This window comes from Streptomyces sp. NBC_01618, assembly GCF_045209435.1.
Lineage (GTDB): Bacteria > Actinomycetota > Actinomycetes > Streptomycetales > Streptomycetaceae > Streptomyces.
On sequence record NZ_CP109297.1, the window covers coordinates 2,700,774 to 2,725,526 of the forward strand.

The window sequence follows — 24,753 nt, forward strand, 5'->3', positions numbered from 1 at the left end:
CGTTCACCGATCGTTCATTCATCGGCAGGGCTCCCGCACACCGAACCTCCTAGCGTAACGCTCACATCAAGGGTTCGTATAGGGAGAGCAAAGTGCCCAAGCTCCTGCCGCTGATCGGAACACCGTCCGGTTCGCATCCTGGCGGACGGTCCGCCCTGACCTGCCGCTACCGCTGCGGCGACGCATGTTTCCACGAGGTGCCCAACACCAGCTCGGGCGAGTACGTCGGCGACGTCATCGCGGGTGCCCTCAGCCGCCGTGCCGCCCTGCGCGGCGCCGCCGTCGTCACCGTGGCCGCCGCCACCGGCATGGCCGCCGTCACGGCCGCGGCCCCCGAGGCCCAGGCTGCCGCCCCGCAGGGGCAGGGCGCCGCCGGGGGTCGTGGCGACGCCGCCCGTGGCCTCGGCTTCACCGCCGTTGCCCCCAACACCGCCGACGTCGTCACCATCCCCGACGGTTACGACCAGAACGTCGTCATCCGTTGGGGCGACCCCATCCTCCGCGGCGCCCCCGACTTCGACCCCGAGAACCAGACCGCCGCTGCCCAGGCCGGCCAGTTCGGGTACAACAACGACTTCCTCGCCCTCCTGCCGATTCAGGGCGAGCAAGACCTCCAGCTCCTCGTCGCCAACCACGAGTACACCGACGAGGTGATCATGTTCCGGGGGTACGACCCCGAGAACCCCACCCGGCAGCAGGCCGAGGTCGCCTGGGCCGCTCACGGTCTGGCTGCTGTCGTAGTCCAGAACGACCGGAGCACCGGGCGCCTCACCGCCGTCCCCCGCCACCCCCTCAACCGCCGTGTGACCGCCACCAGCGAGTTCCATCTCACCGGACCGGCCGCCGGGTCCGACCTCCTGAAGACCTCTGTCGACCCGAGCGGCCGCAAGGTCCTCGGCACCCTCAACAACTGCTCCGGCGGCACCACCCCGTGGGGCACCACCCTCCACGGCGAGGAGAACTTCAACCAGTACTTCGCGAACGGCGGCCGGGCCACCGACAAGCGGTACGGCATCGGGACCGGTGCCACCGAGCGGAAGTGGGAACGGTTCGACAAGCGGTTCGACATCGCCCAGGAGCCCAACGAGGTCCACCGCTTCGGCTACGTCGTCGAGTTCGACCCGTACGACCCCACCTCCACGCCCCGCAAGCACACCGCCCTCGGCCGCTTCAAGCACGAGGCCGCGACGGTCCGGCTCACCGATGACGGGCGGCCCGTCGTCTACTCCGGCGACGACGAGCGGTTCGACTACTTCTACAAGTTCGTCGGCAGCAAGCGCATGCGGCAGGGGAACAGCCGCGCGGCGCGTGAGCACAACCTGTCGCTGCTCGAAGAGGGCACCCTCTACGTCGCCAAGCTCACCGGCGACTCGCCCGCCTCCGAGATCGACGGCAGCGGCAAGCTGCCCGCCGACGGCGAGTTCGACGGCTCCGGCACCTGGATTCCGCTGGCCACCGCCACCGCCGACGGCGCCGTCTCGCACGTCGAGGGTATGACCGCCGAAGAGGTGTTCGTGTTCACCCGGCTGGCGGGCGACAAGGTCGGCGCCACCAAGATGGACCGCCCCGAAGACATCGAGCCCTCCCCGCACACCGGCAAGGTCTACGTCGTCCTCACCAACAACACCAACCGCGGCAAGAGCGGCTACGCTCCCGCCGACGAGGCCAACCCCCGCAACGCCAACAAGCACGGGCACATCCTGGAACTGACCGAGGGCCGGAACCAGCCCGAGAGCACCACGTTCGCCTGGTCGGTCTTCCTCGTCGCCGGTGACCCCGCCGACCCGTCCACCTACTTCGCCGGGTTCCCCAAGGAGAAGGTCAGCCCCATTTCCTGCCCGGACAACGTGGCCTTCGACCCGCACGGCAACCTGTGGATCGCCACCGACGGAGCCCAACTCGGCTCCCACGACGGCCTCTTCGGTGTCGCCACGCGCGGTGACCGGCGGGGTGAGCTCAAGCAGTTCCTGACGGTGCCCAACGGAGCCGAGACCTGCGGGCCGATCCTCCAGGACCGGCGCGTGGTCGTGGCCGTGCAGCACCCGGGCGAGATCGACGGCGCGTCCGTGGAGAAGCCGGCCAGCACCTGGCCCGACGGGCCCGGCAAGATCGTCCGCCCGGCCGTGGTCGCGGTGTGGCGCGCTGACGGCCGCGACGTCGGCGCCTGAGGCCGTACGCCACCGGGGGCGCCGTTCGCGCGAACGGCGCCCCCGGTCGCTGCAGCCTCGGTCCTGCCGCCCCGTACGGCCGTCGATGCGCTCGCGGATGAGGTCGGCGCGCGAGTGCCTCGACGTCGCCCGTGGCTACGCCACCGTCCCTGTCCGCGACAGTAAAGCGCTCCGCGGCCCGGCGCTCGTCTTCTCCGCCGACGTACTCCGACGGCACCGGCCGGGTACGACATCCCCCACCGGACCTACGACATCCGGTAACACTCGGTGTTACCGTAATGGCATGGCAACCGAGCGCTTTTCGATCAGCATGCCGGCCGAGGTTCGGGACCGGATCAGAGAGCATGCCGCAGACGCCGGGCTCGACGTCTCCACGTTCCTCACGATCGCCGCACAAGCGCAGATGGACCAGCAGGACCGCGTCAGGAAGATCTTCAAGTCGTTCGAGGAGGCCCGCGCGGAGGCCGAGGAGCAGGCGGGCACCGGCACCTGGGCAGGCGACGAGATCGAGCTGACCAGCGAGGAAAGGGCGAAGGTCGACGCTATTCTCGGCCGCACCTCGCACGATGAGGCCGCCGCGTGAATGTCGTCGTGTACGACACGGGGATGCTGATGGCACTGGTGAGCCAGGACCGTCGGGCGCACATCCTGCACAAGGGCCTCATCGCGGCCGGTGGACACCAGCCGATCGTCCCTGGCCCGGCCCTCTCGCAGGCCTGGCGAACGAGCCCGAAAACCGCCTACGCCTGGAAGCGCCTTCTCGCCGACGTCGTCGTATATCCAGCAGCCGGGGCCCGCTACCCCGCCGACCTGGCGCCCCGCTGCCTCCCCTGTGCGGGGGGAATGGCCATCGAAGGCTGGAAAACGATCGGCGACATGATCGGCGCGGCCGCACTGCCCCCCAAGAAACGACCCGACCCGGTGGATGCCCTGGCCGTCCTCATCGCGGCTGTCCACGGAGGAGGCAGCGTGCTCACGTCCGATACCGACGATATCGAGGCGTACGCCGCCACACTGCCCGAAGCCGATATCTCGGCCGTAGCTGTCTGACTCGCGGGTCCGGTCAGGGACCGCCCGCCTCCGGTCCCTGACGGGGCGGTGGCGCGGACCTCCGCGCCGCGTCCGGTCCGCGCCGGGCTCAGGCGTCGAGCACGTGGGCCACAGCCAGGGCGATGCGGTCGATCCAGTTGATCGCATCCGTGAAGTCGGGCCCGGTGATGGGCCGTCACTGCTTGAGGTCTCCGTCCACCAGGTCCGCGTCGTGCGCAATCTTGTTGCGGCGGGTGGTGATGCTGACGAACTGAGCCTACATCGTCCTCGCCGTCGAAAAGGCTCTCGGCGACCGGGAGGGCAGCCTGGTGGAACCATCGCGGCCAGTACACCCGCCAACGGGCGGCTCCAGGCGATGCGGACCACGTCCCGCGCCTTCTCGTCCTGCCCCTGTGCGTGGCATTCCGCCACTGGGTGAGAAAGAGGCCCGCAGTCCGCGTAGGGTCTCGCGGCGCGTGTCGGATGGTGTTCCGCTGACCTGGGCTTCTCCCACAGTCTCACGATGTCTCGGACACTGGAGTCTCGACCACATGTCGGATTCTCAGCGACCCCCGTGAGCCGACGTCGGTAACGGCGGCCGAGCCGAGATCCGTGGAAACGTGGGTCTTGGGTCAGTGTTCCGCGGTCGGCCATGCGCGGTCGTCCACCGTCAGGAATGGCTCGCCCAGCACGGTCGCCGGGGTTATGCCGGTGAACGCCATGACGTCCCGATGCAGATGGGACTGGTCGCAGTAGCCGCCGTCCGCCGCGACTTGGGCTGCACTTTCACCCGCGACCAGACGGTGCACGGCATGGTCGAAGCGGACCAGCTGCGCGGCACTTTTCGGTGGAATGCCGATGTGCGAGTGGAACCGGGACCACAGACGCTTGCGGCTCCATCCGAGTTCGGCCGCCAGGTGGTCGATCCGGACGAGGCCCTTGCCGACGACGATCCGGTTCCAGGCCCATGCCACTGCCGGGTCCATCGGCGACCGCGACTCAAGTCGGCGGGCGAGCAACGTGTCCGTGAACGCGAAGCGGTCCTCCCATGAGGGGATTTCGCCCAGTTGCTCGCGAATCCGTGACGCCTCCTTGCCCCACAGGTCGTCGAGGGACACCAGGGAACCGGCCAGATCGGCCGGACAGGCGCCCAGAACCGTGCCTGCGACCAGTGGGGACAGGCGCACCTGCACGCACTCGACATGTTCGCCCCACGCCCGAACCCCGCCTCCGGAGCCGAACCCGGGCCCGGCGACGAGACTTCCCCGATGTCGCCGCCCAGCGTCATCCTCCACGGTGGACGGGCTCGCCCCGAACTCCAGAACCAGTATCACGGCCGAATGCGGAACCACCCGCAGGCCACCGACGGGCGGGCCGGGGACCCGGAACCCGGCCATATCGACACCAGCCACCCGGCTGGGCCGCTGCGGACGTGCGACGTCCCACACAGCGGAATCGTCACGTTCACTCGTGGTGGACCCCATCACCAAATGCTACGCGGGCCAAGGAGGAAACATTTATCCAAGCCGCCGGTGCGCACCGGCGGCGACAGTGGACTCATGACTCCTCCCGACAGGCACCCTCATAACAACGGCGACGCCGGCGCCACCGAGGATTCGATCCTCTACCTGGAGCACGGCGACATCTACGTTTGCCAGGACGGCCCTCGCGACGCCCCCGTGCTCCTGCTCATCCATGGATCCGCCGCCTCGAGCCGTTCGTGGGACGCGCTGGTTCCGCTGCTGACCACGCTCCATCGCGTCATCCGGATCGACCTGCCGGGGCACGGCCGCTCGGCCGAACCGGTCGACGGCGATTACGCGATCCCCGAGCAGGGACGCAGGATCGGCACGGCACTGGACCGGCTCGGAGTCGAGCACGCCATTGTCGCCGGCCACTCCAGCGGTGGCTATGCCGCCACCGCTCTCGCCGAGCAACGACCCGACCTGGTGACCGCGCTCGCGCTCATCAACTCCGGCCCCAGCATGGATGCCTTCATCGCACCGGGGCCCACCGCGATCGACCCCGCGCAGTGGCCACCGACCGACGAGCAGATCCGCCAGTTCGCGAGCACCGGATTCCGCGCGGGCTACCAGATCCCACAAGAACTCGTCGACGAACTGCGCGGCATGACCTACCGCGCGGTCACCGCAGCAATGCAGGCGTCCACCGCCTATCTGAACCAGCATGCGCTCCCGGATCGGCTGATGGCCCTCGGTAAGCCGCTGCAGGTGATTTTCGGCGACCAAGACCGCAGATGGCGACCCTCGTCCGCGGCCGACTACCGCGTCGTTCCGGGCGCGAAAGTCGAGTTGCTGCCCGGTGCCGGACACACACCCATTCTGGAGGATCCGCCGCGGACCGCCGCACTTCTCCTGTCCTTCGCCGAGATCCACACCGCTCCAGCGCCCAAGGCCACTTGACGATTTGGCCCAACACGGCAGGTCTGCGGATGATGGCCGCGACCTGTGTCCTGTCGCGGTGCGTCTGGCGGGCAGGGTGCTGCTGCACTGCTGGGTTGCCAAGTAGTTTGAGAACCCTGACCCTCGGCGTTCTCAAGCGACATGTCTTTGACAGAAGCGGGCTGACGGCAGGACAACCGACTCAGAGGTCGCAGATAGGCGGCTGCTGGGGACGGTGGACTGACAGGAGCGAAGGGTCGACCTTCGTCACATCGTTGCGGCGGCCGCTCCTTGTAGGGCAGCCGCCGCGCCGTGGGCGATGGGATCGCCGTGCCCGAAGACCGCCGTGTCGACCTCCAGCTTGGCCAGCCGGTGCAGCGACTCGATGGCCCGGGTGCGGTCGGTGTTGAAGACACCCAGCATGGTCCGGCCAACGTTGGCGACCGCGTCACCGGTGAACAGCACGCCCGGCCCGGGCAGGTGGAGTGCGATCGACCCATTCGTGTGCCCAGGCACCGCGACCACCACCGCCCCGCCGCCGAACTGCAGCACATCGCCGTCCTCCACTTCCCGGTCCACCCGGCACGGCGGAGCCGGCGGCAGGGGCGGAAGCGTCGCCCAGATCGGCACCTCGAACTCCTCCAGCACCGGCGGCGGCCCGGCCGCCTCCCCCCGGATCACCGGCGCCTCCAGCCGATGCGCCAGCACGTCCGCTCCGTGCCGGGCGGCCAGTTCGGCGGCCGAGCCCGAATGGTCCTCGTGCCAGTGCGTCAGCACGATCCGCCGCAGCTCGCCGTCGAGTGCTTCCTCGATCTTCGCCGCGCAGTCCGCCGTCCCGGTGTCGATCAGGGTCAGCTCGTCGCCGTCCCGCCACAGATAGGCCGCCCCCACCGGGAAGCGGAACATGCGCAGCCTCGGCAGTACCTCGATCACATCCATGCCCCCAGCCTGCGCGGTCGCCCTCGCGGCCATGCGGTAGTTCGCTGACAGCTCACCGCCACCCCCGACCCCACATGTCTGCCGAAACCGACCGTGACAGGACAGCGAGAACGCGATCAGAAAGACTCAAGAACGAAGCAAACGCTGCCGCTCAGCGTGTGACGCGATGAGAATTCCGACAGCTCGAATGAGAACCAGTGAGAATCCGACAGCTTCAATGCGACGGGACAACCTGCGAGTCTCAGCTCCATGTCGCATCCGATTCCGATCCGACATCAGCTCGGAGATTCCGACACGGAGTTTGAGAACCTACAGTCCGGTACGCGTCAAGACGCCCCTTGAGCAGTGAGCCTCGATTGAGCCCGAACACGTCGATGCCGGAAGTTCCTTGAGGGCTCAGCGCCTCGTACCTTCCCGCGCCCAGGATCAAGTGAAGGTGCTCCAGCGGGTCGCCGTCTCATCCAATCCAGCCGCCCAAGCGATACGGCAGAGCCGAAGCGCGGTAGCCGGCACAGCGGCAGGTTTGTGTCGCCATGATGACCGCTGGGCATGGCGACCTGACTGGTGCCGAGCCTCCAGTAGGGTCCGGTCATGGCCATGCAACATCCCAAGTCGTGGGCTGCCGACGCGATCCGACGGGTACAGTCGGACGGTCGGCGTCTGACACCTACGCCCCTGCGCCCGCTTCCGCTACCCGCGATCCGGGACGTCGAGATCTACGTCAAGGACGAGTCCGCGCATCCCACCGGCAGTATGAAGTATCGCCTGGTGCGGGCCATGTTCTGTGAGGCGATAGCCAGCGGCGCCATCAGGGCGGATACGCCGGTAATCGCGGCTACGAGCGGGGCAGTCGCCGTCGCCGGAGCCCACTTCGCGAGACTGCTGGGCCTGGTGTTCACCGCCGTCGTACCGGCGAAGACCTCTGTGGACGTCCTGGCCAGGATTGAAGGAGAGGGCGGCCGGTGGCAGGTGGGTGAGCAGCCGCCGGCCGCGGTGCAGGGGGAGGCGAGGGCATTGGCCGAACAGCTCGGTGGCCACTTCCTGGACCACTTCACTGACGCGGAGCGAGCGGTGGCCGGATGGGGTGAGCCGACGATCGCCGACGAGATCTTCGTTCAACTGAGCAGGGAGCCACACCCCATCCCGAAGTGGATCGTCACCGGTGCCGGAACGGGGGCGACCTCGGCAGCGGTCGGGCGTCACCTGCGGCGACACGGTCATCCGACTCGGCTGGCCGTGGTGGACCCGGAGAACTCCGCCTATTTCCCCGCGTGGGCGAGCGGGTGTGGCGACTACACCACGGGAATGCCCTCGCGGATACCTGGCATCGGTCGCCCACGCGTCGAACCCGGCTTCCTGCCGGCGTTGATCGATCTGATGATCCCGGTACCGGACGCGGCGTCCATTGCAGCCCTGCGGTGGCTTCGCACTACTGCCGGGATCGAAGCCGGACCGGCGACCGGCACCAACTTCTGGGGGACGTGCCACCTCGTGGCACGGATACGCGAGGCGGGGACGCAGGGCAGCATCGTCACCATCATCGGCGACACCGCTGATCCGTACCGGAACACCCACCTCAACGCGGCGTGGGTGCGCGCGCGAGGCCTCGACCCCACACCGTACGAGGCCGAGATCGAGCGGTTCGCCCGCACCGGGAAATGGCCGGCCGGATAGTCAGGCGGGGCGGCGCGCAGGGTGGCGATGTAGGCGCGGACCATGCCGTAGGTGACGGAGGCGTTCTTGTCGAGCAGTTCATGGACCAGGGCGTGGGCGGCCTTCTTGCGCTGATCCCGTCGGCCGGCAGGATCCGGGCCGGGAGGCCCCGAGTCGTCCTGCGACGGGTCAGCGTCCGCGCCGGAAATACGAAACGGGGCCCGGTCAAAACGACCGGACCCCCCTCGCTGTCCCCCTCCGTCAGGGCTTCCCGATTCCCCCCGGATCCCTCCCCGGAAGCGCCCGACGCCAGATATGACCCGGCAGGGTGCCGAACGGTTGCACGCCTTGACGATCTCTTTACCGTGGCGGAAAAACGCCTTCTCAGCAGGCGTGTTCGGCGTAGCGGGCCGCGACCTCCGCGAGGGCTTCGGCGCCGTCGCGGGCCCAGAGGGTCTCGTTGAAGATCTCCACCTCGACGGGGCCGTCGAAGCCGGTGGCCTCGACCTGGGAGCGGAACGCGCGGAAGTCCACCGCGCCGTCGCCGAGTTGGCCCCGGCCGAGCAGGACTCCGGCCGGAAGTGGGGTGATCCAGTCGGCGAGTTGGAAGGAGTGGATGCGGCCGGCCGCGCCCGCGCGGGCGATCTGGGCGGGTGCCTGGTCGTCCCACCAGATGTGGTACGTGTCGACGACCACCCCGACCTGGTCGGCGGGGAAGCGTTCGGCGATGTCCAGAGCCTGGGAGAGCGTGGAGACGACGCAGCGGTCCGAGGCGAACATCGGGTGCAGCGGTTCGATCGCGAGACGTACGCCGCGCTCCGCCGCGTACGGCGCGAGTTGCCCCAGGGCGTCCGCGATGCGTTCGCGGGCGCCGTGCAGGTCCTTGCTGCCCGCCGGCAGGCCGCCGGAGACGAGGACCAGGGTGTCGGTGGACAGGGCCGCCGCCTCGTCGATCGCGGCGCGGTTGTCGTCCAGGGCGCGGGCCCGTTCCGCCGGGTCGAGCGCGGTGAAGAAGCCGCCCCGGCAGAGGCTGGTAACGGACAGGCCGGAGTCGGACAGGAGTTGAGCGGTGCGCTCGATGCCGTACTCCTGGACGGGGGCCCGCCACAGGCCGACCTTGTCGACGCCCGCCTTGACGCAGCCCTCGGCCAGCTCGGGCAGCGACCACTGCTTGATGGTCTCCTGGTTGATGGAGAGACGGCCGTCGCTCATCGGGTGCCTCCGTTGACCGTGAGCAGGGCACGCATCCGGGATTCGGCCAGTTCCGGGTCGGGGAACAGGCCCAGCCGGTCCGCGAGTTCGTACGCCTTCGCCAGGTGCGGCAGCGAGCGGGCGGACTGGAGGCCGCCGACCATCGTGAAGTGGTCCTGGTGGCCGGCCAGCCAGGCGAGGAACACCACGCCCGTCTTGTAGAAGCGGGTGGGTGCCCGGAAGAGGTGGCGGGACAGCTCGACCGTAGGGTCGAGGAGGTCCCGGAAGCCCTGGACGTCCCCGGTGTCCAGGACCCGTACCGCGTGCGCGGCCAGCGGGCCGAGCGGGTCGAAGATGCCGAGCAGGGCGTGGCTGAAGCCCCGGTCGTCGCCCGCGATCAGCTCGGGGTAGTTGAAGTCGTCGCCGGTGTAGCAGCGGACCCCGCCGGGCAGCCGGCGGCGTACGTCGATCTCGCGCTCGGCGTCCAGGAGCGAGATCTTGATCCCGTCGACCTTGTCCGGGTGCTCGGCGATGACCTTGAGGAACGTGTCGGTGGCGGCGTCGAGGTCCGGGGAGCCCCAGTAGCCCTCCAGCGCGGGATCGAACATCGGACCGAGCCAGTGCAGGACGACCGGTTCGGTGGCCTGGCGCAGCAGGTGTGCGTACGTCTCCAGGTAGTCCTCGGGGCCGTTCGCGGCGGCGGCGAGGGCGCGGGAGGCCATCAGGATGGCCTGGGCGCCGCTCTCCTCGACGAGGGCGAGCTGCTCCTCGTACGCGGACCGTACCTCCGCGAGCGTGGCGGGCCCGGCGGGCAGTTGGTCGGTGCCGACGCCGCACGCGATCCGGCCGCCGACCGCCTTCGCCTCGGCGGCGGAGCGGCGGATCAGTTCGGCCGCGCCGGCCCAGTCGAGGCCCATACCGCGCTGGGCGGTGTCCATGGCCTCGGCGACACCGAGTCCGTGCGACCAGAGGTGGCGGCGGAAGGCGAGGGTGGCGTCCCAGTCGACGGCCGCGGGGTCGTCGGGGCTGATGTCGGCGTACGGGTCGGCGACCACGTGGGCGGCGGAGAAGACCGTACGGGAGGCGAGCGGTGCCCCGCCGGGGGCGGCGAGGTCGAGCGGGGTGGTGCGGGGCTCGTACGGGCCCTGCGGGAGGTGGATGGTCACAAGATCAGCTCCGATGCGCCATACGCGGGGTGGATCGTCACGGGATCAGCTCCGATGCGCCGTACGCGGGGTGGATCGTCACAGCGTCAGCTCCGGTACGTCGAAGCGGCGGCCCTCGGCGGAGGACTTCAGGCCCAGCTCGGCGAGCTGGACACCGCGGGCACCCGCCATCAGGTCCCAGGTGTACGGCTCGTCGAGCACGATGTGGCGCAGGAAGAGCTCCCACTGGGCCTTGAAACCGTTGTCGAAGACGGCGTTGTCCGGGACTTCCTGCCACTGGTCGCGGAACGGATCGGTGACCGGGAGGTCGGGGTTCCAGACCGGCTTGGGGGTGGCCGAGCGGTGCTGGACGCGGCAGGTGCGCAGGCCCGCGACGGCGGAGCCGTGGGTGCCGTCGACCTGGAATTCGACGAGCTCGTCGCGGTTGACGCGGACCGTCCAGGAGGAGTTGATCTGGGCGACGGCGCCACTCTCCAGCTGGAAGATGCCGTACGCGGCGTCGTCGGCGGTGGCGGCGTACGGCTTGCCCTGCTCGTCCCAGCGCTGCGGGATGTGCGTCTGGACGTGCGCCTGAACCGTGGCGATCCGGCCGAACAGCTCGTGGAGCACGTACTCCCAGTGCGGGAACATGTCGACGACGATGCCGCCGCCGTCCTCGGCGCGGTAGTTCCAGGACGGGCGCTGGGCCTCCTGCCAGTCCCCCTCGAAGACCCAGTAGCCGAACTCGCCGCGCACGGAGAGGATCTCGCCGAAGAAGCCGCCGTCGATGAGGCGCTTCAGCTTCAGCAGACCCGGCAGGAAGATCTTGTCCTGAACGACGCCGTGCTTGATCCCGGCGTCGCGGGCCAGCCGGGCCAGCTCCAGGGCGCCCTCGACGTCCGTGGCGGTGGGCTTCTCGGTGTAGATGTGCTTGCCCGCGGCGATCGCCCTCTTGATCGCCTCGACGCGGGCCGAGGTGACCTGGGCGTCGAAGTAGACGTCGATGGTCTCGTCCGCGAGGACCGCGTCGAGGTCGGTCGACCACTCGGTCAGGCCGTGCCGCGCGGCGAGCTCCTCCAGGGCGTGGACGCGGCGGCCGACGAGGACCGGCTCGGGCCACAGCACGTCGCCGTCGCCGAGATCGAGGCCGCCCTGCTCCCGGATCGCGAGGATCGAGCGCACCAGGTGCTGCCGGTACCCCATGCGACCCGTGACGCCGTTCATGGCGATGCGCACTGTCCTGCGTGTCACGAAATTCCCTCCATACAGCTTTAGCAAGCGCTTTCTATGCCGTATGACGCTAGCCTGCCGACAGCGGCCCGGACAAGAGGGGGCGCGCCGACAAACTCCTCTCACTCCTCATCACCCTCGGAGGAAAGCGATGACAGTCACCCTGGCGGACGTGGCGGCTCGCGCCCGGGTGTCCCCGGCCACCGTCTCCCGCGTGCTGAACGGCAACTACCCGGTGGCCGCGTCCACCCGGGAGCGGGTCCTGCGCGCGGTGGACGACCTCGACTACGTGCTCAACGGACCGGCCAGCTCGCTCGCGGCCGCCACGTCCGACCTGGTCGGCATCCTGGTCAACGACATCGCCGACCCGTTCTTCGGGATCATGGCGGGCGCGGCGCAGACGGAGATCGGCGGTCCGGGTGACGGCTCCGGGCGGGCCGGCGGCGAGAAGCTCGCCGTCATCTGCAACACCGGCGGCTCCCCCGAGCGCGAACTGACCTATCTCACCCTGCTCCAGCGCCAGCGGGCCGCCGCCGTCGTCCTCACCGGCGGCGCGGTGGAGGACCCGGCGCATCAGGCGGCGATCTCCGCCAAGCTGGCGAGGCTCGCGGACGCGGGCACCCGGGTGGTGCTGTGCGGGCGGCCCCCGCTGCCGGGCAGCGAGGCGGTCGTGGCCGCACTCGCCTTCGACGACCGGGGCGGCGGGCGTCGGCTCACCGAGCATCTGCTGTCGCTCGGCCACCGGCGGATCGGCTACGTCGCGGGCCCGCTGGAGCGGACGACGACCCGCCACCGGCTCGAAGGCCACCGCGACGCGATGCGGGCGGCGGGACTCGGCGACGGGGCGGGCGCCGAGGAGCAGGAACGCCTCACCGTCCACGGCCCCTACGACCGCCGCTCCGGCTACGACGCCACCCTCGAACTCCTGCGCCGCGAACCGGAGGTGACGGCGATCGTCGCCGCCAACGACACCGTGGCCCTGGGCGCGAGCGCGGCGATCCGGGACCGCGGTCTGCGCATCCCCGAGGACGTCTCGGTGGCGGGCTTCGACGATCTGCCGTTCGCCGTGGACGCGGTCCCGGCGCTGACGACCGTACGCCTGCCGCTCTTCGAGGCGGGGGCACGGGCGGGGCGGCTGGCGATGGGCAAGGAGGCCCCGCCGCCGGGGGGCATCGCGACGATCGCGGCGGAGCTGATGGTGCGGGGGTCGACGGCGCCGCCGCGGGCGTGACCCGCGCGCGAGGCACCCTTCGGGCTGGATCTCGCGCTTGTGCCTTCCGCCGTCCCCGGCCCCGGGGTTGCCGATCCGTCGCGTTCCGGGCCCATGATGTGCGGGCCGCTGTCCGGTGCGTACGGTGCCGTGGCACGTAACGACGGAAGGAACCACGCTCGTGAAGCTCGCTTTCTCGACCCTCGGAGTGCCGGGGATGCCGATGGCCGACGTCGTCCGGCTCGCCGCGGAGCACGGCTATCAGGGGGTGGAGCTGCGCGCCCACCCCGAGGAGCCGGTGCACCCGGGCATCTCGGCGCTCGAACGGGCCGCCGTCGTCGAGGAGTTCAGGAAGGGCGGCGTCGAGATCCTGACCGTCGCCGGGTACGTCCGGGCCGCGGGCGAGGGGGAGGACCGGCCGGCGCTGGACGAGCTCGCCGGGCTGGTGGAGCTGGCCCACGACCTGGGGGCCCGGAACGTGCGGGTCTTCCCGGGCGGCGGCGGCCAGGACCCCGCCGTGGCCGACGCGACCGCCGCCCGCCGGCTGGGCGCCGCCGCTCCGCACGCCGCGGACCTGGGCGTACGCATCCTGCTGGAGACCCACGACTCGCACCGGGCGGGGGCCGACGTGGCCCGGGTGGTGGGGGCGGTGGGGCACGGCAGCATCTGTGCGCTGTGGGACGTCATGCACACCTGGCTGGCGGGCGAGGAGCCGGCCGCGAGCCATGCGGTGCTGGCCCCGTACCTGGGGTACGTACAGGTGAAGGACATCGCATCCGCCGAGGACACCACTCCGCTGGCGCTGGGCGCGGGGGTGCTGCCGCTGCGGGAGTGCCTGAACACCCTGGACGCGGACAGCTGGGTCTGCTGGGAGTACGAGAAGCGCTGGTACCCGGGGGCCGCGGAGCTGCCGGGGCTGCTGGCCGCCGGGCGGGAGCATCTGCTGGGGGCGGGCGCGCCCAAGCAGTAGCGCGGACCCAAGCAGCAGGACGGGCCCAAGCAGTAGGGCGCGCCCAAGCAGTGAGGCGGGTGCGCGCAAGCCGCAGGGCGGCCGGGACCGTTCAGTGCGCCCGCGCCGACGGCACCTCCGGAGAGTCCGGGGCGTCCGGGGCGTCTGGGGCGTCCGGGGCGTCCGGGGCATCCAGAGCCGCGGGCCGGGGCCGGCGCGTCCCCGCCAGCGACGTGAGGGCCACCCCGCCGACCAGGAGAGCCGCCGCGCACCACCGCAGCGGGCTCACCGACTCGCCGAGGAACAGCGCGGCCGAGGACATCCCGAACACCGGGACGAGCAGGGTGAACGGGGCCACCGACGAGGCCGGGTGGTGGCGCAGCAGGAAGCCCCAGGCCCCGAAGCCGAAGACGGTGGTGATCCACGCGACGTAGACGATGATTCCGGCGCCGCTCCAGTCGAGCGCGGCCAGGGCGTCGGCGTCGCGGTCCCAGCCCTCGAAGAGGAGGGAGAGGCCGAGCAGCGGGAGCACGGGCACGGTCGATACCCACACCATGAAGTTGAGGGAGTCGGACGGGGCGGCCTTGCGGGTCAGCACGTTGGAGACACCCCAGCAGGCCGCCGCCGCGATCACCAGGACGAAGGCGAGCACGGGCCCGCCCGCGCCCTCGTCGACCGCCGCCACTCCGATGCCCGAGAGAGCCACCCCCATCCCCAACACCCGTATTCCGCCGGGACGTTCACCGAGGGCGAGCGCCGCGAAGAGAGCCGTGAAGACCGCCTGGACCTGGAGCACGAGGGAGGAGAGACCGGCGGGCATGCCGCGGTCCATGCCGATGAAGAGCAGCCCGAACTTCGCCACTCCGAGGACGAGTCCGACGCCGACGATCCACTTCCAGGCAACCTTGGGCCGACCGACGAAGAAGACCGCGGGCAGCGCGGCAACCAGGAAGCGCAGAGCGGAGAAGAGCAGCGGCGGGAAGTGCCCGAGGCCGACCTCGATGACGACGAAATTGACACCCCAGACGGCGGCCACCAGGGCGGCCAGGGCGATGTGGAGGGGACGCATGCACCGAGGATCACCCGCGCCGACCATGTAGCACCAGCGCGAATTTCTTCATGATGGAATTGAGCGTTGCTAACCAATCACCAACGGTCGGAGGTTCCGGTGCTCGATCTGTCCCGGCTGCGCGCGCTGCACGCCGTCTCCGTCCATGGCTCCGTGGCGGGCGCCGCCGCCGCGCTCGGCTACACCCCGTCGGCGGTCTCGCAGCAGATCACGAAGCTGGAGCGGGAGACCCGTACGACCCTTCTCGAACGGCGCGGGCGCGGCGTCGCACTGACCGAGGAGGCGCTCCATCTCGCCACCACCGCCCAGCAGTTGCTGGCGATCGTGGAGCGCGCGGAGACGACGCTGGAGGAGCGCAGGGGGCTGCCGACGGGGCGGCTGTCGATCGGTGCGTTCGCGTCCGCGGCGCGCGGGCTGCTGCCCGGCGTGCTGTCCGGGCTGGACCGGGACCATCCCGCGCTGGAGGTCCGGCTGACCGAGGTCGATCCGCATCTCTCGGTCGACCTGGTGGCCAAGGGCGTGATCGATCTGGCGGTCGCGCACGACTGGGACATCGCCCCGCTGCCCGCCCCTCAGGGCGTGGCGCAGGCGGTGATCGGTGACGACCCGTGCGATCTGCTGGTGCCGGCGGGCCATCGGCTCGCCGGGCGGGAGGCGGTGCGGCGCGAGGAGCTGGCGAAGGAGCGGTGGATCTGCCAGCCGCCCGGGACGGTCTGCCACGACTGGCTCGTACGGACGCTGCGCGCGGCGGGTTACGAGCCGGACATCCGGCACCAGGCGGAGGAGAACCACACGCAACTGGCCCTGCTCGCCGCCGGCCTCGGGGTCGCGTTGATCCCGCGCCTGGGGCGGGGGCCGCTGCCGCCGGGCGTGGTCGCGGTGCCGCTCGATCCCGTGCCGGTGCGTCGGCTGTACGCGTTGTGGCGTACGGAGGCGGCCCGGCGGCCCTCGATCACGGCGGCGGTGTCGGCGCTCCAGGCCCACGGGACCGCGGTGGGGCTGAGGACGTAACGGAACCCCGGCGCCGCGGCCCCCTGCCACCACGCCCTGCCACCACGCCCCGGCGCCGCACCCCGTGCGCCGCGCCCCCGGCACCGCACCCTCGGCGACGTGGCCGCGAGTACGGGACGGGCTCAAAACGGTCCGAGCCCTTGACCGGAAGTTATTTTCTGGATATCCGTGCTCCTTGGAAGTTACTTTCACCACCGTTTCTTTCACCATCTCTCGTCCCCGAGTACGGCCGAAGGAGCTCACGTGCACCACCGCACCTCCAGACGCACCCTCCTCACCGCCTCCGCCGCGACCGCCGCGGTCGCCGTCACGGGCGGCGTCGTCGCCCCCGGCGCCGTCGCCGCCCAGCGGTCCGCGAGCAGCGGGCAGAGCAGCGGGCAGCAGAATTCAGCCGCCGCCACCAAGCGCCTCAAGGAGCTCATCTCCCGGATGAGCCTGGAGGAGAAGGTCGGGCAGCTCTTCGTGATGCGGGTATACGGGCACTCCGCCACCGAGCCCGACCAGGCCGATATCAAGTCCAACCTCGCCGAGATCGGGGTCCGTACGGCCGCCGAGATGATCGCCAAGTACCACGTCGGCGGGATCATCTACTTCGCCTGGGCGCACAACACCCGCGACCCGCACCAGATCGCCGACCTGTCCAACGGCATCCAGCGCGCCGGTCTCGCAGGCCCCACTCCCCTGCCGCTCCTCATCTCCACCGACCAGGAGCACGGCATCGTCTGCCGTGTCGGCGAGCCCGCCACCCTGATGCCGGGCGCGATGGCGCTGGGCGCGGGCGGCTCGCGCTCCGACGCCCGCCGGGCCGGGCAGATCGCGGGCGCCGAACTGGCCGCGATCGGCATCAACCAGAACTACGCCCCGGACGCCGACGTCAACGTCAACCCGGCCAACCCGGTGATCGGCGTACGCTCCTTCGGCTCCGACCCGCAGTCCGTGGCCGGGATGGTCGCGGCGCAGGTGAAGGGGTATCAGAGCAGCGGGATCGCCTCGACGGCCAAGCACTTCCCGGGCCACGGCGACACCAGCACCGACAGCCACACCGGTCTGCCGGTCATCGGCCACACCCGGGAGCAGTGGGCGGAGCTGGACGAGCCGCCGTTCCGGGCCGCGATCGCCGCGGGCATCGACTCGATCATGACCGCGCACATCGTCGTCCCGGCGCTGGACCCGGCCGAGGACCCGGCGACGCTGTCCCGCCCGATCCTCACCGGCATCCTGCGCGAGGAACTCGGTTACGACGGTGTCGTGGTGACCGACTCGCTCGGCATGGAGGGCGTGCGGACGAAGTACGGCGACGAGCGCGTGCCGGTCCTCGCCCTCCAGGCCGGCGTCGACCAGCTGCTCAACCCGCCGCGCCTCGACGTCTCCTGGAACGCCGTCCTGGAGGCCGTGAAGAGCGGCGAGATCAGCGAGGCCCGGATCGACGAATCGATCCTGCGCATCCTGCGGCTGAAGACGAAGCTCGGGCTGTTCGACGACCCCTTCGTCAGCCACGCGGGGGTGGACCGTACCGTCGGGACGCCGGCCCATCTCGCCGCCGCCGACCGGATCGCCGAGCGCACCACCACGCTGCTCGCCAACGACGGCGCGGTGCTGCCGCTCTCCCGCCGTTCCCACAAGAACCTCCTCGTGGTCGGCGCCGATCCGGCCTCACCGTCCGGCACCACCGGACCGCCGACCACCACCCTGGCCACCGCCTTCGGTGAACTGGGCCACACGGCAACGGCGTTGTCCACCGGCACCGCCCCCACCAAGGCGAAGATCGACGAGGCGGTGGCGGCCGCACGGGGCAAGGACGCGGTGATCGTGGCCACGTACAACGTCTCGGCGACCAGCTCCCAGCGCACCCTGGTCAGCGCGCTGGCGGCGACCGGCGTCCCGGTCATCACGGTCGCGATCCGCAATCCGTACGACATCGCCCAGCTGGCCGGGACCGGGTTCGCGGCGAACCTGGCCACGTACTCCTGGACCGACGTCGAACTGCGGGCCGCCGCCCGGGTGATCGCGGGCCGCGCCGAACCGGAGGGCACCCTGCCGGTGCCGGTGCAGCGCGCGGACGACCCGGCGCGGGTGCTGTACCCGGTCGGGTACGGGCTGACGTACTAGAAACCCGGTGACCGGGAAGGGGCTGTGCATCCGCACAGCCCCTTCCTTGGTACGGCTTCGCGCAAGGACCGGTTACGGCCGCGGCCCGCGCTCGTTCATCACGTCCCGCTTGTCGAGCCGTGCGTCGAACTTCGCGAGCGGCTTCGCCTTCGCCGGGTCGTCCAGCACGGCGGCCGGGGCGACGCCCGCCCAGCGCAGGATGGCCGCGGTGGCCTTCGCCTTGTCGTCGGCGTCCAGCCCGGCGACGTTGGAACCGTGGTTGCCGCCCGCCACGGTCATGACATAGCTGTCCCGGGCGCCCGCACCGAGCCGGAAGGGCTCCGCGCCCCACGGGTCGTTCTCCCCGTACACGTACAGCATCTGGTTGGCGTGCTGCTTCACCCAGGTGTCGACGTCGCGCATCACCGACGGCTCGAACTTCATCGGGATGGAGCGCGGCACGAAGTTGCGCGGCGGCTGGTACCCGTACCGGCTGAGGTTGCCGAGCCACGGCTGCTCGATGTTCGGCGAACCGAGCTGGGTGCCCGCCTGGTAGTAGTACGGGGTGTAGCCCTTCAGGCCCTGGTCGGTGTAGAAGGAGAAGCCCGAGATCGAGTCGATCGAGTCCCAGATCGCCTGGTCGGAGGCGTTCTCGGCGTCGGCCGGGATGGTGTCGCAGCCGGACAGCAGCCTGTACTGCCAGTACGCCCAGACGTAGTCCATGACGACGGCCTCGTACGCCCGGTCGAGCGAGCCGGTGGTCTCGAAGGTGTAGCCGCGCGCGGCGGCGTACTCCTGGTACTTCTTCTCCAGCGGCTCACGGCGGACCAGTGCCTCGCGCTGCACACCGTTCAGCCTGTCGCGACACTCCTTGGTGCCGACGTTCTCGAAGAACCGGTCGTACGCCGAGTCCTCCTTGTTGACCACGTCGTTGGGCGCGACGTACGCGACGACGCCGTCCATGTCATCGGGGTAGAAGCGCTCGAAGTACGTGGCGGTCATGCCGCCCTTGGAGCCGCCGGTGGTCAGCCAGTTCTTGGAGTAGATCTGCTTCAGCGCGGTGAAGACGCGGTGCTGGTCGCTGGCCGCCTGCCAGATGTCGAGCTTGGACCAGTCGGCGGGCTCCGGGCGGGACGGGGTGAAGAACCGATACTCCAGAGAGACCTGGTTGCCGTCGACGATCCGGGTCGGCTCGGAACGGCCGGGGCTCGTGGAGACGCTGTAACCGCTGGTGTAGAAAACCGTCGGGCGGGACGTGTCCTTGTGCAGCAGCGTGATGCGCTGCTGGAAGGTGCCCTTGGACGGGTGCCGGTGGTCGATCGGCTGGGTGTAGTTGAGGACGAAGTAGCGGTAGCCCTCGTACGGCTTCTCTTCTATGAGGCTCATCCCCGGGATGGCCAGGATGCGGTCCTTGATGTCCGTGCTCGTGCCGCTGTCGAGGCCGGCCGTGCTCCGGAACGCGGCCGGTTCCGCGGCGGTGGCCGCCCCGGCCGAGGCACCCGTCGCGCTCACGGTACCGATGAGCACCGCGAGCGACAGGAATCCTCTGAGCGCCTTGCGCATACATCCTCCCCAATATTCACAACATTCGCCGTGAACCTATCGGGGCAACTCCTGCACCGCCAGACTCTGTCCACACCGCGGATCGACAGGCTCCGATCCGTCAGCAGAGAACCCAGCCCGTGGAGCCGGACTTTCCGGCGATGGTGGCCGAGGCCCGCACGCACCGGTTCAATGCGTGGACCGTCACCGGGCCGGCCCGCCGGGTGTAGCGGCCGCGGTCGACGACGGGGCCGCCGCCGCGCGGCTGGAGCGTCACGGACATCTCGCGGCGCGAGCCCGGCTTCTTGGCGACCGCGACGGCGCAGGCATAGGAGCGGCTCTTGAAGACGCGCAGCTCACCGGTCTTGAACGTGACCGTTTTCGCGGGGCGCCCGGCGCAGACCGTCGCGGCGGCGGCGCTGTTCGCCGCGGTACCGGTCAGCCCCAGACCGACGGCGGCCACCAGCGGCAGGACGAACAGCCACGCAAGCATCCGGCGTGGCCCGCCCCGTCCACCCCGTCCGTCCCGTCCACCCTGTCTGCCCCGTCCGTCCCGCCCGTCCCGTCCAGTCCGCCCGTCCCGTCCAGTCCGTCCGCACCTGCCGGCCTTTCCGGTCTCTCTGATCACCAGCAGTCCCATCGTCAGATCGAACACCTACGCCCGCGTTCGACACATGTGCGTACATGCGTACGACGCAGGGGGCCATTCGGAGGTTGCATCGGGCGCGCTCCGCCCACCAGAACAACCGAATCGCCACAGCACGGGTCCAACAGGGCAGATCCACATGAAAGGCAGGAATTGTCATGCTCCAACTCCCGGGCGCCCAGGCCCTCCGTAGCCGGCGCGTCATCGGCCGGACGCTGTTCGCCACCGCTCTCCTCACCGCCTCCGCCGCCGTCTCCGTGGTCCCCGCCGCCACGGCCGCCCCGCAGGCCCCGGCCGCCGCGGCGCCGGCCCGCAGTGACGCCGGCGCCCCTGCCTTCCAGCAGGTTGCCCACTTCTACGCCGCCTATATCGATGCCGTCACGGCTCAGGGCGGCGGCAAGCTCGCCACCGCCCTGCGGTCGTTCTATCTGACCCCCCAGCTGCGCACCCAACTGGCCACCTGGGAGCAGCGCAACCACGCGGACGGCGTGCTCCGCGCCCAGAACACCCCGCTCGCCTTCCGGGTCACCTCGGGCGACAGCGGCGCGGGTCACACCTGGTCGACGGTGCGGCTCACCTGGAGCAAGGGCAAGCACCCCAGGTACTCGTACCTGACCGTGCGGTCGGACCTGCGCACCTACAAGATCTCCGGCATCGGCGAGTGACACCGGGGGCGGGCCCGGCGTCGTCACACCCCGGCGGGCTCGTCCTCCCCGATGAAGGTGCGCCACAGCACGGCGTAGTGCCCTTCCCTGGCGAGGAGTTCGTCGTGCGTGCCGTCCTCGACGACCCGGCCGTGGTCCATCACCACGACCCGGTCGGCGCGGGCGGCCGTGGTCAGGCGGTGGGCGACGACCAGGGTGGTGCGACGGCCGGTGAGGCGGTCGGTCGCCTGGTTGACCAGGGCCTCGCTGGCCAGGTCCAGGGAGGCGGTCGCCTCGTCGAGCAACAGGACGTCCGGGTCGACGAGTTCGGCGCGGGCGAGCGCGATCAGCTGGCGCTGGCCGGCCGAGAGGTTGCGGCCCCGCTCGGCCACCTCGTGCAGGTAGCCGCCGTCCAGGGTGGCGATCATGTCGTGGGCGCCGACCGCCCGCGCCGCCGCCTCCACCTCGGCGTCGGTGGCCTCGGGCCGCCCGTACGCGATGGCGTCGCGGACCGTACCGGCGAAGAGGTACGCCTCCTGCGGCACGACCCCGAGCCGGTGCCGGTACGCGGTGAGGTCGAGACGGCGCAGATCCGTGCCGTCCGCCGTGACCCGGCCGCCCGTCGGATCGTAGAACCGGGCGACGAGCTTGACGAGGGTGGACTTCCCGGCACCCGTCTCACCCACGAACGCGACCGTCTGGCCGGCCGGGATCCGCAGGTCGACACCGCTGAGGGCCTCCTCGGTGTCGTCGCCGCTCCCGTACGCGAAGGACACGTCCTCGAAGGCGATCTCGCCGCGCAGCGACAGCACGTCCAGCGGTTCGTCCACGGCGTCGGTGGAGGTCGGCTCCCGCAGGAGCTCCTGGATGCGGCCGAGGGAGACGGTGGCCTGCTGGTAGCCGTCGAAGACCTGGGAGAGCTGCTGCACCGGGGCGAAGAACAGGTCGATGTACAGGAGGTAGGCGACCAGCGCACCGGTGGTGAGCGTGCCGTTGTCGACCCGGCCCGCGCCGACGATCAGGACGGCCGCCGCGGCCACCGAGGACAGCAGCTGCACGAACGGGAAGTAGACCGAGATCAGCCACTGGCCGCGGACCCTGGCCTCGCGGTAGTGGTCACTGCGCTGCGCGAACCGGTCCGCGCCGTCGCGCTCGCGGCGGAACGCCTGCACGATCCGCAGCCCGGAGACGGACTCCTGGAGGTCGGCGTTGACGACGCTGATGCGTTCGCGGGCCAGTTCGTACGCCTGGACGCTCTTGCGGCGGAAGAAGAACGTACCGATGACCAGCACCGGCAGCGTCGCGAAGACGACGAGGGCCAGCTGCACGTCCAGGACGAGCAGCGCGACCATGATGCCGAAGAAGGTGACGACGGAGACGAAGGCCGTGACCAGACCGGTCTGCAGGAACGTCGACAGCGCGTCCACGTCCGTCGTCATCCGGGTCATGATGCGGCCGGTCAGCTCGCGCTCGTAGTAGTCCAGGCCGAGGCGCTGGAGCTGCGCGAAGATCTTCAGCCGCAGTGAGTACAGCACCCGCTCGCCGGTGCGGCCCGTCATCCGGGTCTCGCCGATCTGGGCGGCCCACTGCACGAGTACGACCACCAGGGCCAGCGCGGACGCCGCCCAGACGGCGCCGAGGGCGAGCTGCGAGACCCCCTTGTCGATGCCGTGCCGGATCAGTACGGGCAGCAGGAGACCGGCGCCCGCGTCCACCGCCACCAGCGCCAGGCTCACCAGGAGCGGCAGCCCGAAGCCGCGCAGCAGCCTGCGCAGCCCGTAGGACTCCTCGGCGCCAACGGCCCGTGCCTCGTCGATGTCGGGTGTGTCGGTGGCCGGGGGCAGCGCCTCGACCTGGGCGAGCAGCTCGGGGGTGGCGGGCATGCCGGCCGCCCCGGTGTCGCCGGGCTTCTCCTCGCGGACCCACAGGCGGGGGCTGATGCCGCGCGCGGCGTCGAATTCGGCGTCCAGTTCCTCCTGGAGCGCGCGGTCGTCCTCGGGGGTGGTGTCGGCGGTGGTGGTCGGCGGCTGGTGTCCGGGCGAGGTGCCGCCCAGCTCGTCGGGGTCGGTGAGCAGCCGCCGGTAGAGCGCGGAGCGGCGCTCCAGCTCCTCGTGCGTACCGATGTCGGCGAGCCTGCCGTGTTCCAGGACGGCGATCCGGTCGGCGAGGCCGAGGGTGGAGCGGCGGTGGGCGATCAGGAGGGTCGTCCGCCCGGCCATCACCTGGCGCAGCGCCTCGTGGATCTCGTGCTCGACGCGGGCGTCGACGGCGGAGGTGGCGTCGTCGAGGAGGAGCAGCCGGGGGTCGGTGAGGATGGCGCGGGCGAGCGCGACGCGCTGGCGCTGGCCGCCGGAGAGGGTGAGTCCGTGCTCGCCGACCTTGGTGTCGTAGCCCTCGGGCAGGTCCGCGATGAACCGGTCGGCCTGGGCGGCGCGGGCGGCTTCCTCGATCTGTTCCTGGGTGGCGTCCGGGAATCCGTAGGCGATGTTGGCGCGGACGGTGTCGGAGAACAGGAAGCTGTCCTCCGGTACGAGGCCGATGGCGGCGCGCAGGGACCGCTGGGTCAGCTCGCGGACGTCGTGGCCGCCGACCAGGACGGCGCCGTGCGTCACGTCGTAGAAGCGGGGCAGCAGCAGCGACACCGTGGACTTGCCGCTGCCGGAAGCGCCGACGACGGCGACGGTCTCACCCGGCTCGATGGTCAGCGAGAACCCGTCGAGGACGGGGCGCTGCTCGTCGTAGCCGAACCGTACGTCGTCGAACTCGACGCTCGCGGGGGCGTCGGCCGGGAGCTCCTTGGTGCCGTCCTGCATGGTCGGCTCGGTGTCGATCAGCTCCAGTACGCGTTCGACGCCGGCCCGGGCCTGCTGTCCGACGGTGAGGACCATGGCGAGCATCCGGACCGGGCCGACGAGCTGGGCGAGGTAGGCGGAGAAGGCGACGAACGTGCCGAGGGTGATCTCGCCGCGGGTGGCGAGCCAGCCGCCGAGGGCCAGCATCGCGACCTGGCCGAGCGCCGGGACGGCCTGGAGGGCGGGGGTGTAGCGGGCGTTCAGCCGGATCGTCCGCAGCCGCCCGGCGAAGAGCCTGCGCCCGACCTCGCGCAGCTTGCCGGTCTCCTGCTCCTCCTGCCCGAACCCCTTGACGACCCGGACCCCGGAGACGGCCCCGTCGACGACTCCGGCGACGGCGGCGGCCTGCCCCTGGGCGTACCAGGTGGCGGGGAAGAGCCGGGAGCGGGAGCGGCGGGCGATGTACCAGAGGGCGGGGGCGACGGCGACCGCGACGAGGGTGAGCGGCAGCGAGAGCCACGCCATGATCACCAGGGAGATGAGGAAGAGCAGCACGTTCCCGATGGTCATCGGGAGCATGAACAGGAGCCCCTGGATCAGTTGGAGGTCGCTGGTGGCGCGCCCGACGACCTGCCCGGTGGACAGCTCGTCCTGCCGCTTGCCGTCGAGGCGGGTGATCGTCCCGTACATCTCGGTGCGGAGGTCGTGCTGTACGTCGAGGGCGAGGCGGCCGCCGTAGTAGCGGCGGATGTACGTGGCCGCGTACACCAGCCCGGCGGCGGCCATGAGGAGCCCGGTCCAGACGGCGAGGGACCGTGTGTGGTCGCCGACGACGTCGTCGATGATCACCTTGGTGATCAGCGGGACGAGGGCCATCACCGCCATGCCGGCGAGCGACGAGCCGAGCGCCAGCAGCACATTGCGCCGGTAGCGCCACGCATAGCCGCTCAGCCGCCGAGCCCAGCCCGGCGCCCGTCCCGCGCCCGCTGTGCCTCTTGCGTCCACAGCGTCTTCTGCGTCCGTCACCGATGCCTCCCCGTTCGAT

At 70.8% G+C, this 24,753-nt stretch carries 19 protein-coding genes and 1 pseudogene; 11 read left to right on the forward strand and 9 right to left on the reverse strand.

Annotated features, from left to right (window positions below; all coding sequences use genetic code 11):
* Positions 1 to 92 precede the first annotated feature (92 nt).
* The 4 genes and pseudogenes from OH735_RS12685 (at position 93) to OH735_RS12700 (ending at position 3,218) form a co-directional block, all read left to right on the forward strand.
* Positions 93 to 2,168: a PhoX family protein gene (locus tag OH735_RS12685; protein ID WP_406381547.1), complete on the forward strand. Its 2,076-nt coding sequence runs from the start codon at positions 93 to 95 to the stop codon at positions 2,166 to 2,168.
* A 97-nt stretch (positions 2,169 to 2,265) separates the two neighbouring features.
* A pseudogene (locus OH735_RS12690) lies at positions 2,266 to 2,361 on the forward strand (DUF397 domain-containing protein); the annotation flags it as partial.
* A gap of 90 nt (positions 2,362 to 2,451) precedes the next feature.
* Positions 2,452 to 2,751, forward strand: coding sequence for a hypothetical protein (locus OH735_RS12695; RefSeq protein WP_351784582.1), 300 nt, complete (start codon positions 2,452 to 2,454; stop codon positions 2,749 to 2,751).
* Entirely contained in the window at positions 2,748 to 3,218 is a 471-nt protein-coding gene (locus OH735_RS12700; protein ID WP_406381549.1) for a hypothetical protein, read from the forward strand. Before OH735_RS12695 ends, OH735_RS12700 begins: the two co-directional genes overlap by 4 nt.
* Positions 3,219 to 3,829: 611 nt before the next feature.
* Here the strand turns inward: OH735_RS12700 and OH735_RS12705 are convergent.
* Positions 3,830 to 4,594 (reverse strand): helix-turn-helix domain-containing protein, encoded by a 765-nt coding sequence (locus OH735_RS12705; protein ID WP_406386540.1) that lies wholly within the window; start codon positions 4,592 to 4,594, stop codon positions 3,830 to 3,832.
* A gap of 162 nt (positions 4,595 to 4,756) precedes the next feature.
* On the opposite strand from OH735_RS12705, the gene OH735_RS12710 reads away from it, so the two are divergent.
* A complete protein-coding gene (locus OH735_RS12710) occupies positions 4,757 to 5,620 on the forward strand; it encodes an alpha/beta fold hydrolase (protein WP_406381550.1) in 864 nt (287 codons plus the stop codon).
* Positions 5,621 to 5,866: 246 nt separating this feature from the next.
* Here OH735_RS12710 and OH735_RS12715 read toward each other — a convergent pair whose 3' ends face one another.
* The gene (locus OH735_RS12715) at positions 5,867 to 6,538 is read right to left on the reverse strand and encodes an MBL fold metallo-hydrolase (RefSeq protein WP_406381552.1); all 672 of its coding nucleotides are present in this window, start codon (positions 6,536 to 6,538) and stop codon (positions 5,867 to 5,869) included.
* Positions 6,539 to 7,129: 591 nt separating this feature from the next.
* Here OH735_RS12715 and OH735_RS12720 point away from each other — a divergent pair.
* Positions 7,130 to 8,212, forward strand: a complete 1,083-nt coding sequence (locus tag OH735_RS12720) for a PLP-dependent cysteine synthase family protein (RefSeq protein WP_406381554.1) — start codon at positions 7,130 to 7,132, stop codon at positions 8,210 to 8,212.
* A gap of 363 nt (positions 8,213 to 8,575) precedes the next feature.
* On the opposite strand, the gene OH735_RS12725 is transcribed toward OH735_RS12720, so the two are convergent.
* The 3 genes from OH735_RS12725 to OH735_RS12735 all read right to left on the reverse strand — a co-directional run bounded on the left by OH735_RS12725 (position 8,576) and on the right by OH735_RS12735 (position 11,778).
* Entirely contained in the window at positions 8,576 to 9,403 is an 828-nt protein-coding gene (locus OH735_RS12725) for a sugar phosphate isomerase/epimerase family protein (RefSeq protein ID WP_406381556.1), read from the reverse strand.
* Positions 9,400 to 10,548, reverse strand: coding sequence for a dihydrodipicolinate synthase family protein (locus OH735_RS12730; RefSeq protein WP_406381558.1), 1,149 nt, complete (start codon positions 10,546 to 10,548; stop codon positions 9,400 to 9,402). Before OH735_RS12730 ends, OH735_RS12725 begins: the two co-directional genes overlap by 4 nt.
* 78 nt (positions 10,549 to 10,626) lie before the next feature.
* Positions 10,627 to 11,778 carry a Gfo/Idh/MocA family protein gene (locus OH735_RS12735; protein ID WP_406381560.1) on the reverse strand — a complete coding sequence of 384 codons (1,152 nt, stop codon included), beginning with the start codon at positions 11,776 to 11,778 and terminating at the stop codon, positions 10,627 to 10,629.
* Between the two features lie 130 nt (positions 11,779 to 11,908).
* Between OH735_RS12735 and OH735_RS12740 the strand changes: the two genes are divergently transcribed.
* Both OH735_RS12740 and OH735_RS12745 read left to right on the forward strand, forming a co-directional pair.
* Complete coding sequence (locus OH735_RS12740; protein WP_406381562.1) at positions 11,909 to 12,988, forward strand: LacI family DNA-binding transcriptional regulator; 1,080 nt, start codon at positions 11,909 to 11,911, stop codon at positions 12,986 to 12,988.
* Between the two features lie 160 nt (positions 12,989 to 13,148).
* Positions 13,149 to 13,937 (forward strand): sugar phosphate isomerase/epimerase family protein, encoded by a 789-nt coding sequence (locus tag OH735_RS12745; RefSeq protein WP_406381564.1) that lies wholly within the window; start codon positions 13,149 to 13,151, stop codon positions 13,935 to 13,937.
* 91 nt (positions 13,938 to 14,028) lie between these two features.
* Here OH735_RS12745 and OH735_RS12750 read toward each other — a convergent pair whose 3' ends face one another.
* Positions 14,029 to 14,985, reverse strand: coding sequence for an EamA family transporter (locus tag OH735_RS12750; protein WP_406381566.1), 957 nt, complete (start codon positions 14,983 to 14,985; stop codon positions 14,029 to 14,031).
* A gap of 99 nt (positions 14,986 to 15,084) precedes the next feature.
* On the opposite strand from OH735_RS12750, the gene OH735_RS12755 reads away from it, so the two are divergent.
* On the forward strand, positions 15,085 to 15,996 hold the full coding sequence (locus OH735_RS12755) for a LysR family transcriptional regulator (protein WP_406381568.1): 912 nt from the start codon (positions 15,085 to 15,087) through the stop codon (positions 15,994 to 15,996).
* A gap of 243 nt (positions 15,997 to 16,239) precedes the next feature.
* Positions 16,240 to 18,105, forward strand: coding sequence for a glycoside hydrolase family 3 protein (locus OH735_RS12760; RefSeq protein WP_406381570.1), 1,866 nt, complete (start codon positions 16,240 to 16,242; stop codon positions 18,103 to 18,105).
* A 72-nt stretch (positions 18,106 to 18,177) separates the two neighbouring features.
* On the opposite strand, the gene OH735_RS12765 is transcribed toward OH735_RS12760, so the two are convergent.
* Together OH735_RS12765 and OH735_RS12770 are read right to left on the reverse strand one after the other, a co-directional pair.
* A complete protein-coding gene (locus OH735_RS12765; protein ID WP_406381571.1) occupies positions 18,178 to 19,647 on the reverse strand; it encodes a S28 family serine protease in 1,470 nt (489 codons plus the stop codon).
* A gap of 100 nt (positions 19,648 to 19,747) precedes the next feature.
* Positions 19,748 to 20,119 (reverse strand): hypothetical protein, encoded by a 372-nt coding sequence (locus OH735_RS12770; RefSeq protein WP_406381573.1) that lies wholly within the window; start codon positions 20,117 to 20,119, stop codon positions 19,748 to 19,750.
* A gap of 311 nt (positions 20,120 to 20,430) precedes the next feature.
* On the opposite strand from OH735_RS12770, the gene OH735_RS12775 reads away from it, so the two are divergent.
* The gene (locus OH735_RS12775; protein WP_406381575.1) at positions 20,431 to 20,937 is read left to right on the forward strand and encodes a hypothetical protein; all 507 of its coding nucleotides are present in this window, start codon (positions 20,431 to 20,433) and stop codon (positions 20,935 to 20,937) included.
* Between the two features lie 23 nt (positions 20,938 to 20,960).
* Here the strand turns inward: OH735_RS12775 and OH735_RS12780 are convergent, their stop codons facing one another.
* On the reverse strand, positions 20,961 to 24,734 hold the full coding sequence (locus OH735_RS12780) for an ABC transporter ATP-binding protein (protein WP_406381577.1): 3,774 nt from the start codon (positions 24,732 to 24,734) through the stop codon (positions 20,961 to 20,963).
* Positions 24,735 to 24,753: the final 19 nt, after the last annotated feature.

Excerpts from the sequence above, each read along its gene's own strand:
- OH735_RS12715 (WP_406381552.1), bottom strand. The coding sequence starts at position 6,538 with ATGGATGTGATCGAGGTACTGCCGAGGCTGCGCATGTTCCGCTTCCCG.
- OH735_RS12705 (WP_406386540.1), bottom strand. The coding sequence starts at position 4,594 with ATGGCCGGGTTCCGGGTCCCCGGCCCGCCCGTCGGTGGCCTGCGGGTG.
- OH735_RS12740 (WP_406381562.1), top strand. The coding sequence starts at position 11,909 with ATGACAGTCACCCTGGCGGACGTGGCGGCTCGCGCCCGGGTGTCCCCG.
- OH735_RS12775 (WP_406381575.1), top strand. The coding sequence starts at position 20,431 with ATGCTCCAACTCCCGGGCGCCCAGGCCCTCCGTAGCCGGCGCGTCATC.
- OH735_RS12695 (WP_351784582.1), top strand. The coding sequence starts at position 2,452 with ATGGCAACCGAGCGCTTTTCGATCAGCATGCCGGCCGAGGTTCGGGAC.
- OH735_RS12750 (WP_406381566.1), bottom strand. The coding sequence starts at position 14,985 with ATGCGTCCCCTCCACATCGCCCTGGCCGCCCTGGTGGCCGCCGTCTGG.
- OH735_RS12710 (WP_406381550.1), top strand. The coding sequence starts at position 4,757 with ATGACTCCTCCCGACAGGCACCCTCATAACAACGGCGACGCCGGCGCC.
- OH735_RS12720 (WP_406381554.1), top strand. The coding sequence starts at position 7,130 with ATGGCCATGCAACATCCCAAGTCGTGGGCTGCCGACGCGATCCGACGG.
- OH735_RS12765 (WP_406381571.1), bottom strand. The coding sequence starts at position 19,647 with ATGCGCAAGGCGCTCAGAGGATTCCTGTCGCTCGCGGTGCTCATCGGT.
- OH735_RS12725 (WP_406381556.1), bottom strand. The coding sequence starts at position 9,403 with ATGAGCGACGGCCGTCTCTCCATCAACCAGGAGACCATCAAGCAGTGG.
- OH735_RS12770 (WP_406381573.1), bottom strand. The coding sequence starts at position 20,119 with ATGCTTGCGTGGCTGTTCGTCCTGCCGCTGGTGGCCGCCGTCGGTCTG.